The sequence below is a fragment of the Flavobacterium sp. YO12 genome, from assembly GCF_004119495.1.
Lineage (GTDB): Bacteria > Bacteroidota > Bacteroidia > Flavobacteriales > Flavobacteriaceae > Flavobacterium.
On the sequence record NZ_NRQU01000095.1, the window covers coordinates 1 to 12,651 of the forward strand.

Here is a 12,651-nt window from a genome sequence, read left to right on the forward strand (position 1 = left end):
GTATGAATTTATATATTACATTTGCTTTATTATAAATTATTATTACAATTACAATGCGTACAGGTACAGTAAAATTTTTCAATGAATCTAAAGGTTATGGATTCATTACAGACGAAGAAACAGGAAAGGACATCTTCGTTCACGCTTCAGGAATTAACGCGGAAGAATTACGCGAAGGTGACCGTGTAAGCTATGAAGAAGAAGAAGGAAGAAAAGGGAAAGTTGCTGCTAAAGTAGCAGTAATCTAAGAAAAATATAGCAATTTATTTTTTTTGCCTCTGAATGGTTTTAAAAACGTCTCGATACACATCGAGACGTTTTTTTTTGCTCATTTCTTAAAAAAATATTAAAATTTTAAGACCTTATTTATAATCAATAAAAATTACACCCAAACGTTGTTGCATTGCGTACTTATGTCCCCCTTTAGTTTGTGATTTACGTCATTGAAAGTTATCTTTGTGGCTTATTCTTTAAGTAAAAAAGCTAAGCTTATGCAATCTGATCAATACAGTTACATTCCTATTTTAATGCAGTTCATTCTAGCTGTTGGTTTTGTAGTAGGAACAATCATTATTTCTGGAAAATTAGGCCCAAAAAGAACCTCTGAAGTTAAAGATAAAAACTTCGAGTGCGGGATCGAATCTGTTGGTAATGCACGTATTCCTTTTTCAGTAAAATATTTCCTAGTTGCCATCCTGTTTGTATTGTTTGACGTAGAGGTAATTTTTCTTTATCCTTGGGCAGTAAATTTTAAAGAACTTGGTATTGAAGGAATGCTGAAAATGATTGTTTTTATGTCATTGCTTTTAGTTGGTTTTTTCTACATCATCAAAAAGAAAGCTTTAGACTGGGAATAAAACCCGATTTTAGATTTTAGGTTTCTGATTTTAGATTTAAGCATCTGAAATTAAAATTTAAAATTTAAACTCAATTGAATTTAATACTGATTTAAAAAATTGATTTTACTTTTTACGATTTCCAAAAATCTAAAATCTAAAATCAGAAATCTAAAATAAAAATGAGCGATTCAAATGTAAATATGGTTGCGCCACCTGAAGGTGTTGTTGGTGAAGGTTTCTTTGCAACAAAACTAAATGATGTTGTAGGTTTGGCACGCGCGAATTCTCTTTGGCCTTTACCATTTGCAACTTCATGCTGCGGAATTGAGTTTATGGCAACGATGGCTTCACATTACGATTTAGCACGATTTGGATCTGAGCGTGTGAGTTTCTCTCCTCGTCAAGCAGATATGTTATTAGTAATGGGGACAATTTCAAAAAAAATGGCCCCGATTTTAAGACAAGTTTACGAACAAATGTCTGAACCTCGCTGGGTAATTGCCGTTGGAGCTTGTGCTTCATCGGGAGGTGTTTTCGACACATACTCAGTTCTGCAAGGAATTGATAAAGTAATCCCGGTTGACGTTTACGTTCCAGGATGTCCTCCAAGACCAGAACAAATCGTTGACGGAGTAATGAGATTACAAGAATTGGTAAAAAGCGAATCTGTTAGACGCAGAAGCTCTCCGGAATACCAAGAATTATTAGCTTCCTATAACATTTCATAAGATGGCTTTAGAAAATACCCTGATTCAAGATAAACTTACAGAAACATTTGATACAAGTGTTTTTAACTTTCAACAAGAAAGAGATATTTTTTCATTAGAAACAACTCCTGAAAAAATCACAGCATTGATCCTTTTCCTGAAAAATGATTCTGACTTACGTTTTCACTTCTTAACAGATTTATGCGGCATTCATTATCCAGACAACGATGCAGATCGTCAATTTGCGGTAGTTTATCATTTGCACAACTGGTACGAAAACAAACGTATTAGAATCAAAGTTTACTTGAATGGTGAAAAACCAGAGATCAAAACCGTTTCAAATATTTTCTTGAGTTCAAACTGGATGGAAAGAGAAACATACGATTTCTTCGGAATCAATTTTATTGGTCACCCGCAATTGAAACGTATTTTGAATATGGACGAAATGGTGTCTTTCCCAATGAGAAAAGAATTCCCAATGGAAGACAGCGGAAGAACTGATAAAGACGACAGATTCTTTGGAAGAACAACAACAAATTGCTAAAAAATAATTCAACATTATAAAATGTCAGAACTATTATTACCACCAGAGCATCGTTATGCTAAAATAATTAAGGACAAACTAAACGAAGACGGAAGCGAGCTTTCGGTACTGAATTTAGGACCAACGCATCCTGCGACTCACGGTATTTTTCAAAATATCCTATTAATGGATGGTGAAAGAATTCTAGAGGCTGAACCAACTATTGGTTACATCCACAGAGCTTTTGAGAAAATTGCTGAGAATCGTCCTTTCTATCAAATCACACCTCTTACAGATCGTATGAACTATTGCTCCTCTCCTATTAACAATATGGGATGGTGGATGACTTTAGAAAAATTACTAAATATTGAAGTTCCTAAAAGAGCACAATACTTAAGAGTTATTGTAATGGAGCTTGCTCGTATTACAGATCACTTAATTTGTAACTCGATTCTAGGAGTAGATACTGGTGCTTATACTGGTTTCTTATACGTTTTTCAATTCAGAGAAAAAGTTTATGAGATTTACGAAGAAATTTGTGGAGCTCGTTTAACAACAAATATGGGAAGAATTGGTGGTTTCGAAAGAGACTGGTCACCAGAAGCTTTTCGCAAATTAGATGTTTTCTTAAAAGATTTTCCTGTTGCTTGGCAAGAATTTGTTAACTTATTCGAAAGAAACAGAATTTTCCTTGACAGAACCGTCAACGTAGGTGCAATTTCTGCTGAACAAGCAATGGCTTACGGATTTACAGGTCCAAACTTACGTGCAGCCGGAATTGATTATGATGTTCGTGTTGCGCAGCCTTACTCTTCTTATGAAGACTTCGAATTTAATGTTCCTGTTGGAAAATCAGGTGATACTTACGATCGTTTCTGTGTTCGTAACGCCGAAGTTTGGGAAAGTTTAAGCATTATTCGTCAAGCTTTGGATAAAATGCCGGCTGGAAACGAATACCATGCAGAAGTTCCTGATTATTATCTTCCTCCAAAAGAAGATGTATATCATAATATGGAATCTTTAATCTATCACTTTAAAATTGTAATGGGAGAAGTTCCTGTTCCAGTTGCAGAAATTTACCACCCTGTTGAAGGAGGAAACGGAGAGATAGGTTTTTATTTAGTTACAGACGGAAGCAGAACTCCATATAGATTACATTTCAGAAGACCTTGTTTTATTTATTACCAAGCATATCCTGAAATGATCAAAGGTTCATTACTTTCTGATGCAATTGTTATCCTTTCGAGTTTAAACGTAATTGCAGGAGAATTAGACGCGTAAAAAATTTTAGATTGAAAATTTTAGATTTTAGATTGCAGAATAGCATATCTAATAATTTAGATTGAAAATCTAGACTTATCATAGAATTGAAGAATTCAGATTGAAAAAATCTAAAAACTAATAAAGATTGCAGAATACGGATTAAGGACAAAGATTGAAAAATCTGAAATCTAAAATCTAAAATCTAAAATAAAAATGGAACGTAAACATTACAAACAAGAAATAAATATGACTGAGGCATTGATCGCTCGTATCAATGAATTGATTAGTCATTATCCCGAAGGCAAACAAAAATCGGCTTTACTGCCTGTTTTGCACGAAGTGCAAGATGCGCATAACAACTGGCTTAGCATTGAATTGCAAGACAAAGTTGCCGAGATTCTTCAGATAAAACCAATTGAGGTTTATGAAGTGGTTACTTTTTATACCATGTTCAACCAAAAACCAATTGGAAAGTACATGTTTGAATTTTGCCAGACTTCTTGTTGTTGTTTAAATGGTGCCGAAAATTTAATGGATTATACTTCTGAAAAATTAGGCATTAAAATGGGCGAAACTACTCCAGACGGAATGTTTACTATTGCTGGTGTAGAATGTTTAGGTGCTTGCGGATACGCTCCGATGATGCAGTTAGGCGATTTCTACAAAGAGAAATTGACAGAAGATAAAATCGATCAGTTAATCGCTGATTGTAGAGATGATAAAATAATATTACACGATAAATAAGATGTCACAAAAAATATTATTAGATAAAATCAATATTCCTGGAATTAAAACCTACGAAGTTTATCGCCAAAACGGTGGTTACGCTTCTGTAGAAAAAGCTTTAAAAACACTTACGCCAGATGAAGTTACTGAAGAAGTAAAAAAATCAGGTCTTCGTGGTCGTGGTGGCGCAGGTTTCCCTGCAGGAATGAAATGGAGCTTTATTGATAAAAAATCAGGAAAACCAAGACACTTAGTTTGTAACGCCGACGAATCTGAACCGGGAACTTTCAAAGATCGTTATTTGATGGAATATATTCCTCACTTATTGATCGAAGGAATGATCACTTCAAGTTATGCTTTGGGCGCAAACCTATCATACATCTACATTCGTGGAGAATATATGTGGGTTTTCAAAATTTTAGAAAGAGCAATCGCCGAGGCTAAAGCTGCAGGCTGGTTAGGAAAAAATATATTAGGTTCAGGTTACGATTTAGAGTTACATGTTCACTGTGGAGCTGGAGCTTATATTTGTGGAGAAGAAACTGCACTTATTGAGTCTCTAGAAGGTAAAAGAGGAAATCCTCGTATTAAACCACCTTTCCCAGCAGTTTCAGGACTTTGGGCAAATCCAACAGTGGTAAACAATGTTGAAACTATTGCAACGGTGCCGTGGATTGTAAACAATTCTGGTGACGATTATGCTAAAATTGGAATTGGACGTTCTACTGGAACTAAATTAATTTCAGCTTCTGGACACATCAAAAATCCTGGAGTTTACGAAATTGAATTAGGTTTAAGTGTTGACGAATTCATGAATTCTGATGAATATTTAGGAGGAATGTCTTCAAGCCGTCCGTTAAAAGCATTTGTACCGGGAGGTTCTTCTGTGCCGATTTTGCCAGCTGAATTAATTTTCAAAACGGCAAACGGAGACGACAGATTAATGACTTACGAATCTTTAAGTGATGGTGGTTTTGCTACCGGATCGATGTTAGGTTCTGGAGGATTTATCGTGTACAACGACACAGCTTGTGTGGTAAGAAACACTTGGAACTTTGCACGTTTTTACCACCACGAATCTTGCGGACAATGTACGCCTTGCCGAGAAGGAACAGGATGGTTAGAAAAAATCTTATGGAGAATCGAAAACGGTCAAGGCCGTGAAGAAGATATCGAATTATTGTGGAGCATTCAAAGTAAAATTGAAGGAAACACAATTTGTCCGCTTGGTGACGCCGCTTCTTGGCCAGTAGCAGCAGCGATTCGTCACTTTAGAGATGAATTTGAATATCACGTTCGTTTCCCTGAAAAAATTAAAAATAGAGATCACTTTGTTGCTGAACCTTTTTCGCAAGTAAAGCATTTAGTAGGCGGTAAAGTAATCGTATAAAAATAAAAAGCAGAAAGTTATAAAGTTCATAATGTTAAAAAGGACAGCAATTCTTTTCAATATTCCGACTTTCAACATTCAAATCATAAAGAGATGAAAGTAACCATAGACGGTCAAAGTATAGACGTAGAACCAGGAACAACAATCCTGCAGGCTGCACGTATGATTGGTGGAGATTTGGTACCGCCAGCCATGTGCTATTACTCAAAATTAAAAGGCAGCGGTGGAAAATGTCGTTGTTGTTTAGTTGAAGTTTCTAAAGGTAGTGAAGCCGACCCAAGACCAATGCCAAAATTAATGGCATCTTGTGTAACAGGATGTATGGACGGAATGGAAGTAAACAGTAAATCTTCTGCCAGAGTTACCGAAGCGCGTAAATCTGTAACAGAATTTTTATTGATCAATCACCCATTAGACTGCCCAATTTGTGATCAAGCTGGTGAATGTGATCTTCAAAATTTAAGTTTTGAGCACGGAAATCCAAAATCACGTTTTATTGAAGAAAAAAGAACGTTTGAACCAGAAGATATTGGTCCAAATATTCAACTGCATATGAACCGTTGTATTTTATGTCAAAGATGTGTACAAGTTGCAGATCAATTAACAGACAACAGAGTTCACGGAGTATTAGACCGTGGTGACCACGCTAATATTTCAACTGGAATCTCAAAAGCAATCGACAACGAGTTTTCTGGAAACATGATTGACGTTTGTCCGGTTGGAGCTTTAACTGACAAAACTTTCCGTTTTAAATCAAGAGTTTGGTTTAACAAACCTTATAACGCACACAGAGAATGTACTACTCCTGGATGCTGCGGTAAAACTACAGTTTGGATGTTTGGTGGAGAAATTCAACGTGTAACTGGTCGTAAAGATGAGTATCATGAAGTTGAAGAATTCATTTGCAACAGCTGTCGTTTTGATCACAAAAACGTTAATGACTGGGTTATTGAAGGACCAAGAGAATTTGAAAAAGATTCTGTTATCAACCAAAATAACTACACTCAAAAATTAGAGAAAGTTGAAATCGACACAGAGAAGAATATTCTTTTAGGTAGAGATATTGACCGTAAAAAAATTAGTATGGCAGCAATTCCATTAACTACTAATGATAAAAAAGTTTAAGAAATGGAAAGTGCATTTATTATAGAAAAAAGTGTTGTTATTGTTGTCGTTTTTGCGGTAACAATGATTATGGCAATGTACTCTACTTGGGCTGAACGTAAAGTTGCTGCTTTTCTTCAAGACCGTGTTGGTCCAAACCGTGCAGGTTGGGGAGGTTTATTACAGCCGCTTGCCGATGGTATGAAATTATTCTCAAAAGAAGAATTTTTCCCAAACACGCCAAACAAATTTTTATTCGTTGTAGGTCCTGCAATTGCCATGAGTACAGCCTTAATGACAAGTGCTGTAATTCCGTGGGGAGATAAACTGCATCTTTTTGGAAGAGATATTTATCTTCAGGCAACTGATGTAAACATTGCTTTATTATACATTTTTGGAGTTCTTTCTGTTGGAGTTTATGGTATCATGATTGGTGGATGGGCTTCAAACAATAAATTCTCATTAATGGGAGCTGTTCGTGCAGCATCTCAAATGGTTTCTTATGAAGTTGCAATGGGATTATCAATGATCGCATTATTAATGATGACAGGAACAATGAGTTTAAGAGAAATTTCATTACAGCAATCAGGAATGAACTGGAATGTTTTTTATCAACCATTATCATTCTTAATCTTCTTAATTTGTTCATTTGCAGAAACAAACAGAACTCCATTTGACTTAGCAGAATGTGAAAACGAATTAATTGGAGGTTACCATACAGAATATTCATCCATGAAAATGGGATTCTATTTATTTGCTGAATATGCAAGTATGTTTATCTCTGCTACTATTATTTCTGTTTTATTCTTTGGAGGTTACAATTACCCAGGAATGCAATGGATGGTAGAAAATGTTGGAGTAAACACAGCTAATCTTTTAGGAATTGCGGTATTATTTGTAAAAATATGTTTCTTCATATTCTTTTACATGTGGGTACGTTGGACGATTCCAAGATTTAGATATGACCAATTAATGAACTTAGGCTGGAGAATTTTAATTCCGCTTTCGATTATTAATATTATGATTACGGGTGCTGTTATTTTAAGACACGATATCGCAGCAGCTTTAGGATTCTAAGAACCTTAACTGGCTTCAAATAAAAATAAAATAGATTTAAAATTTGATTGATCTCAAATTGAAAATCATAAATCATAGATTAAGAAATGTCAATAGAAACTATATCATTATCGGGTAGAAAAAAAGTGGTCTCTAATAAAGAGATGTCTTTTTTGGAACGATTGTATCTTGTGGCGATTGTAAAAGGTCTTGCTATTACGCTTAAGCACCTTTTTAGAAAAAAAATTACGATTCACTATCCAGAAGAAGTTCGTGAGATGAGCCCAGTTTATCGTGGTCAGCATATGCTGAAACGTGATGAGCAAGGCCGCGAAAATTGTACAGCTTGTGGATTATGTGCTTTATCATGTCCTGCAGAAGCCATTACAATGAAGGCTGCAGAACGTAAAGCAGATGAAAAACATTTATACAGAGAAGAAAAATACGCTGAAATCTATGAGATTAATATGCTTCGTTGTATTTTTTGTGGATTGTGTGAAGAGGCTTGCCCGAAAGATGCTATCTATTTGACAACTTCTAAAGTATTAGTTCCTGCTAATTATGAAAGAGAAGATTTCATTTTTGGAAAAGACAAATTAGTGATGCCTTTAGAAATGGCTATTAAAAACTCACAACTTAATAACGCTAACTAATGATACATATTCCTGATTTTGCACACGCAACAACTGTACAAATTATATTTTGTTTCTTAGCGTTCATCACCGTAATAACTGCTTTTTTAACCATTTTTAGCAGAAACCCAATTCACTCAGCTATTTACTTAGTGATTTGTTTCTTCTCTATTGCTGGTCATTATTTATTATTAAACTCACAATTTTTAGCAATTGTACATATAATAGTCTATTCTGGAGCAATTATGATTCTGTTCCTGTTTACCATTATGTTAATGAACCTAAACGAACAGCGAGAAGTTCACCGACCAAGAATCACACGTTTGGGAGCTATTGTTTCTTTCTGTTTGATTTGCGTGGTTTTAATTGCAATATTCATTAACTCTAAACCTATTGTTGGTGAATATGATTCAACTGGAGAAGATTTCCAATCTATCAAAGTATTGGGTAAAATATTGTTGAACGAATATATGGTACCATTTGAATTTGCTTCGATTTTACTTTTGGTTGCGATGATTGGAACTGTATTATTGTCTAAAAAAGAAAAATTAAATAAATAATGGGTAATATATTAAATCAAATAGGTATTGAAAATTACATCTTTTTAAGTGTTGTACTTTTTTGTATTGGTGTTTTTGGTGTATTGTACAGACGAAACTCTATTATCGTTTTCATGTCTATCGAAATCATGTTGAATGCAGTAAACCTTTTATTTGTGGCTTTTTCAACTTATCATCAAGATGCACAAGGACAAGTTTTTGTATTCTTTTCGATGGCAGTTGCTGCGGCTGAAGTTGCAGTAGGATTGGCTATTCTTGTTTCGATTTTCAGAAACATTGGCTCAATTAGTATCGATAATTTAAAAAATTTAAAAGGATAAAATAGAAATGGATACCAATTTAGCTTTAGTTTTAGTTTTAGCTCCTTTTTTAGGATTTTTAATTAATGTTTTCTTTGGGAAAAGCTTAGGAAAAACAGTTTCCGGATTTATCGGGACTGCTGCCGTGGCTGTTTCTTTTATAGTTACTCTTGTTCTTTTTAATCAAATAACTTCAACTGGAAAAGCAATTGAAGTTACTTTATTTGATTGGATTCAAATTAGTAATATAAAAATCAATCTTGGATTTTTATTAGATCAATTATCTGTTCTTTGGTTGTTATTCGTAACCGGAATTGGATCTTTGATTCACTTATACTCTATCAGTTACATGCATGACGATGAGAATATGCACAAATTCTTTGCCTATTTAAATCTATTCGTATTCTTTATGATTACACTTGTAATTGGAAGCAACTTACTAGTATTATTTATTGGTTGGGAAGGTGTTGGACTTTGCTCTTATTTATTAATCGGATTTTGGCACAAAAACCAAGATTACAACGATGCAGCAAAGAAAGCTTTCATTATGAACAGAATTGGAGATTTAGGTCTTTTAATTGGTATGTTCATCATTGGTTCAATGTTCTCTACTTTAGATTATACCTCTCTAAAAACTGCAATCGCTGGAACAACAGATTTAAACTTACCATTACTTTCTCTAGCAGCTTTATGCTTGTTTATTGGAGCTTGTGGTAAATCTGCACAGATTCCATTGTATACTTGGTTACCAGATGCGATGGCTGGACCAACTCCGGTTTCTGCTTTAATTCACGCGGCTACCATGGTAACAGCTGGTATTTTCATGGTAACAAGGTTAAACTTTGTTTTTGATCTTGCAACAGATGTACAAAACGTAATTGCCATTATTGGAGCAATAACATCATTAGTTGCTGCTACAATTGGTTTAGTTCAAACAGATATTAAAAAAGTATTAGCTTACTCAACTGTTTCTCAATTAGGATTAATGTTTTTAGCATTAGGATTTGGAGCTTACGAAGTAGCTGTTTTTCACGTAATCACACACGCTTTCTTTAAAGCTTGTTTATTCTTAGGATCAGGTTCTGTTATTCACGGTTTACATGGTGAGCAGGATATGCGTAAAATGGGTGGTTTGCGTAAAGCAATGCCAATCACTTTCTGGACTATGTTGATTTCTTCATTAGCGATTTCAGGAGTTCCATTTTTCTCAGGTTTCTTCTCAAAAGACGAAATTTTAATGACAGCTTTCCACCACAGTATTCCATTATACGTTGTTGGATCTGTAGCTTCAATCATGACAGCTTTCTATATGTTCCGTTTAATGTTCTTAACTTTCTTTAAAGAATTTAGAGGAACTGAAGAGCAAAAACATCATTTACACGAAAGTGGTTCTTTAATTACAATTCCATTGATCATTTTAGCAATTCTAGCGACTTTTGGCGGACTAATAAGTTTACCTGGAAACAGCTGGTTAAATGAATATTTAGCTCCTCTTTTCACAAAAGCAGCTGGCGAAGAACATCATTTAGGCACAACAGAATACACTTTAATGGGTGTTGCTGTATTAGGCGGATTATTAGGAATTATAATTGCTTACGTAAAATACTTTAAACAAGATAATGTTCCTGAAACTGATGAAAACATTACAGGTTTAACAAAAGTATTATATAACAAATATTATGTTGATGAAGCTTACGATGCAATATTTGTTCGCTCTATAAATGGATTATCAAGATTCTTTAGAGATTATATCGAAACTGGCTTATCAGCACTTGTTTTCGGATTAGGAAAAATAGCAAATGAATTAGCTTTTCAGGGTAAAAAACTGCAGACAGGAAGTATTGGGTTATATCTTTTTGTTTTCGTTTTAGGTCTTTGCGCAATTGTTTCTTATTTATTTTTAGCTCAATAATTTTATAACTATGAACGTTTCTCTTATATTAATTATTCTTTTAGTTGGTGCATTTATCACCTATTTTGCAGGTGACAAACTCGCTTCAAAAGTAGCTTTGTTCTTTAGTTTGGCAGCTTTAGGCTGTTCGGTTGTATTGTTAAACCATTTTAATGCTGGTGAAAATATCAGCCTTATCAATGCTTGGATTACACAGCCTAAAATTTCATTCGCTTTAAATGCAGATGGATTAGCAATTGCAATGCTTTTATTGACTACAGCTTTGACTCCAATTATTATATTCTCTTCTTTTGGAAATGAATATAAAAATTCAAAAGCTTTTTATGCTCTAATATTATTCATGGCATTTGCAATGACAGGAACTTTCTTGGCAGCAGATGGTCTTTTATACTATATTTTCTGGGAATTAGCTCTTATTCCTATTTACTTTATTGCTCTTATTTGGGGTAATGGCGATGCTGAAGAAAGAAGAAAAGCAGTGGTTAAATTCTTTATTTACACACTTGCGGGCTCTTTATTCATGTTAACTGCTTTTATCTATTTATACCAAAAAGCAGGCAGCTTCTTAATCGAAGATTTATACAAAGTAGAATTATCAGCTTGTGAGCAATTCTGGATTTTCTTGGCATTCTTCTTAGCTTATGCTATCAAAATTCCAATTATTCCTTTCCACACATGGCAGGCAAATGTGTACCAAAAAGCGCCAACTGTTGGAACAATGCTTTTATCTGGTATTATGCTAAAAATGGGATTGTACAGTGTAATTCGTTGGCAATTACCACTTGCACCTCTTGCGGCAAAAGAATACATGAACATCTTTATCGCTTTAGGAATTGCTGGAGTTATCTACGGATCTATCGTAGCATTAAGACAAAAAGATTTAAAGAAATTATTAGCGTATTCATCTCTTGCTCACGTTGGATTAATTGCTGCAGGAACTTACACTTTAACTCTTGATGGTTTTAGAGGTGCTGTTATGCAAATGATCGCTCACGGTTTTGTTGTAGTTGGATTATTTTATGCTGCAGAAATTATCTACAGAAGATTTGAAACTAGAGAGATCAGCGAATTAGGAGGAATCCGTACGCAATCTCCAAAATTCACTTCAATGTTTTTAATTTTGGTTTTAGCTTCTGTTGCTTTGCCAACTACTTTTAATTTTGTTGGAGAATTTACAGTATTATACAGTTTATCTCAAATTAATATTTGGTTTGCTGTTTTAGGCGGAACAACGATTATTTTAGGAGCTTACTATATGCTTAAAATGTTTCAAAATGTAATGTTGGGCGAAACCAATTCAAGAACTTTTGCAGATGTTTCTGTAAACGAAGGAATTTCGATGGTAGCAATTATCGCTGTATTAATTTTCTTTGGATTTTATCCAAAACCAATTACAGATTTGATTACACCAAGTTTAGAAACGATTTTAAACGTTATCAATAAGTAATTTGACCTCTATGAAAAATAAATTATTTATAATACTGTTCCTGATTATAGCCAAAGTATCTGCCCAGGATAAAACAGATGTTCAAATTAAATTAGATAAAATAAACGAAATTTTAAATACAAAAGATCCCAACATTTACCGATATAACGTTTTTACAGTTGATACTGAAAAACTTTACATATGGGATTATAAT

At 34.2% G+C, this 12,651-nt stretch carries 15 protein-coding genes; all 15 read left to right on the forward strand.

Going from position 1 to position 12,651, the window contains the following annotated elements:
- The first annotated feature begins 53 nt into the window (after positions 1–53).
- A complete protein-coding gene (locus BOW55_RS19560; RefSeq protein ID WP_007137066.1) occupies positions 54–248 on the forward strand; it encodes a cold-shock protein in 195 nt (64 codons plus the stop codon).
- Positions 249–491: 243 nt separating this feature from the next.
- Positions 492–857, forward strand: coding sequence for an NADH-quinone oxidoreductase subunit A (locus tag BOW55_RS19565; RefSeq protein WP_089053801.1), 366 nt, complete (start codon positions 492–494; stop codon positions 855–857).
- 161 nt (positions 858–1,018) lie between these two features.
- Positions 1,019–1,567 carry an NADH-quinone oxidoreductase subunit B gene (locus tag BOW55_RS19570; RefSeq protein ID WP_057121621.1) on the forward strand — a complete coding sequence of 183 codons (549 nt, stop codon included), beginning with the start codon at positions 1,019–1,021 and terminating at the stop codon, positions 1,565–1,567.
- A 1-nt stretch (position 1,568) separates the two neighbouring features.
- Positions 1,569–2,090: an NADH-quinone oxidoreductase subunit C gene (locus BOW55_RS19575; RefSeq protein ID WP_129026015.1), complete on the forward strand. Its 522-nt coding sequence runs from the start codon at positions 1,569–1,571 to the stop codon at positions 2,088–2,090.
- Between the two features lie 21 nt (positions 2,091–2,111).
- Positions 2,112–3,350 (forward strand): NADH-quinone oxidoreductase subunit D, encoded by a 1,239-nt coding sequence (locus BOW55_RS19580; protein ID WP_129026017.1) that lies wholly within the window; start codon positions 2,112–2,114, stop codon positions 3,348–3,350.
- A gap of 195 nt (positions 3,351–3,545) precedes the next feature.
- A complete protein-coding gene (locus BOW55_RS19585) occupies positions 3,546–4,076 on the forward strand; it encodes an NAD(P)H-dependent oxidoreductase subunit E (protein WP_129026019.1) in 531 nt (176 codons plus the stop codon).
- A gap of 1 nt (position 4,077) precedes the next feature.
- The gene (gene nuoF, locus BOW55_RS19590) at positions 4,078–5,448 is read left to right on the forward strand and encodes an NADH-quinone oxidoreductase subunit NuoF (RefSeq protein WP_129026021.1); all 1,371 of its coding nucleotides are present in this window, start codon (positions 4,078–4,080) and stop codon (positions 5,446–5,448) included.
- A gap of 93 nt (positions 5,449–5,541) precedes the next feature.
- Positions 5,542–6,573 carry a 2Fe-2S iron-sulfur cluster-binding protein gene (locus tag BOW55_RS19595; RefSeq protein ID WP_099717756.1) on the forward strand — a complete coding sequence of 344 codons (1,032 nt, stop codon included), beginning with the start codon at positions 5,542–5,544 and terminating at the stop codon, positions 6,571–6,573.
- 3 nt (positions 6,574–6,576) lie between these two features.
- Entirely contained in the window at positions 6,577–7,629 is a 1,053-nt protein-coding gene (nuoH, locus tag BOW55_RS19600) for an NADH-quinone oxidoreductase subunit NuoH (RefSeq protein WP_089059745.1), read from the forward strand.
- A gap of 86 nt (positions 7,630–7,715) precedes the next feature.
- Positions 7,716–8,261: an NADH-quinone oxidoreductase subunit I gene (locus BOW55_RS19605; protein WP_129026023.1), complete on the forward strand. Its 546-nt coding sequence runs from the start codon at positions 7,716–7,718 to the stop codon at positions 8,259–8,261.
- Positions 8,261–8,800 carry an NADH-quinone oxidoreductase subunit J gene (locus tag BOW55_RS19610; RefSeq protein WP_089053686.1) on the forward strand — a complete coding sequence of 180 codons (540 nt, stop codon included), beginning with the start codon at positions 8,261–8,263 and terminating at the stop codon, positions 8,798–8,800. The genes BOW55_RS19605 and BOW55_RS19610 overlap by 1 nt, the downstream gene beginning before the upstream one ends.
- Positions 8,800–9,120, forward strand: a complete 321-nt coding sequence (gene nuoK, locus BOW55_RS19615; RefSeq protein WP_012023318.1) for an NADH-quinone oxidoreductase subunit NuoK — start codon at positions 8,800–8,802, stop codon at positions 9,118–9,120. The genes BOW55_RS19610 and nuoK overlap by 1 nt, the downstream gene beginning before the upstream one ends.
- Positions 9,121–9,127: 7 nt before the next feature.
- Entirely contained in the window at positions 9,128–11,011 is a 1,884-nt protein-coding gene (gene nuoL, locus BOW55_RS19620; protein ID WP_129026025.1) for an NADH-quinone oxidoreductase subunit L, read from the forward strand.
- A gap of 10 nt (positions 11,012–11,021) precedes the next feature.
- Positions 11,022–12,458 carry a NuoM family protein gene (locus BOW55_RS19625; RefSeq protein ID WP_129026027.1) on the forward strand — a complete coding sequence of 479 codons (1,437 nt, stop codon included), beginning with the start codon at positions 11,022–11,024 and terminating at the stop codon, positions 12,456–12,458.
- Positions 12,459–12,468: 10 nt separating this feature from the next.
- A partial coding sequence (locus BOW55_RS21085) for a hypothetical protein (protein ID WP_206733629.1) occupies positions 12,469–12,651 on the forward strand: 183 nt, incomplete at its 3' end.

Excerpts from the sequence above, each read along its gene's own strand:
- BOW55_RS19560 (WP_007137066.1), top strand. The coding sequence starts at position 54 with ATGCGTACAGGTACAGTAAAATTTTTCAATGAATCTAAAGGTTATGGA.
- BOW55_RS19565 (WP_089053801.1), top strand. The coding sequence starts at position 492 with ATGCAATCTGATCAATACAGTTACATTCCTATTTTAATGCAGTTCATT.
- BOW55_RS19570 (WP_057121621.1), top strand. The coding sequence starts at position 1,019 with ATGAGCGATTCAAATGTAAATATGGTTGCGCCACCTGAAGGTGTTGTT.
- BOW55_RS19575 (WP_129026015.1), top strand. The coding sequence starts at position 1,569 with ATGGCTTTAGAAAATACCCTGATTCAAGATAAACTTACAGAAACATTT.
- BOW55_RS19580 (WP_129026017.1), top strand. The coding sequence starts at position 2,112 with ATGTCAGAACTATTATTACCACCAGAGCATCGTTATGCTAAAATAATT.
- BOW55_RS19585 (WP_129026019.1), top strand. The coding sequence starts at position 3,546 with ATGGAACGTAAACATTACAAACAAGAAATAAATATGACTGAGGCATTG.
- nuoF (WP_129026021.1), top strand. The coding sequence starts at position 4,078 with ATGTCACAAAAAATATTATTAGATAAAATCAATATTCCTGGAATTAAA.
- BOW55_RS19595 (WP_099717756.1), top strand. The coding sequence starts at position 5,542 with ATGAAAGTAACCATAGACGGTCAAAGTATAGACGTAGAACCAGGAACA.
- nuoH (WP_089059745.1), top strand. The coding sequence starts at position 6,577 with ATGGAAAGTGCATTTATTATAGAAAAAAGTGTTGTTATTGTTGTCGTT.
- BOW55_RS19605 (WP_129026023.1), top strand. The coding sequence starts at position 7,716 with ATGTCAATAGAAACTATATCATTATCGGGTAGAAAAAAAGTGGTCTCT.
- BOW55_RS19610 (WP_089053686.1), top strand. The coding sequence starts at position 8,261 with ATGATACATATTCCTGATTTTGCACACGCAACAACTGTACAAATTATA.
- nuoK (WP_012023318.1), top strand. The coding sequence starts at position 8,800 with ATGGGTAATATATTAAATCAAATAGGTATTGAAAATTACATCTTTTTA.
- nuoL (WP_129026025.1), top strand. The coding sequence starts at position 9,128 with ATGGATACCAATTTAGCTTTAGTTTTAGTTTTAGCTCCTTTTTTAGGA.
- BOW55_RS19625 (WP_129026027.1), top strand. The coding sequence starts at position 11,022 with ATGAACGTTTCTCTTATATTAATTATTCTTTTAGTTGGTGCATTTATC.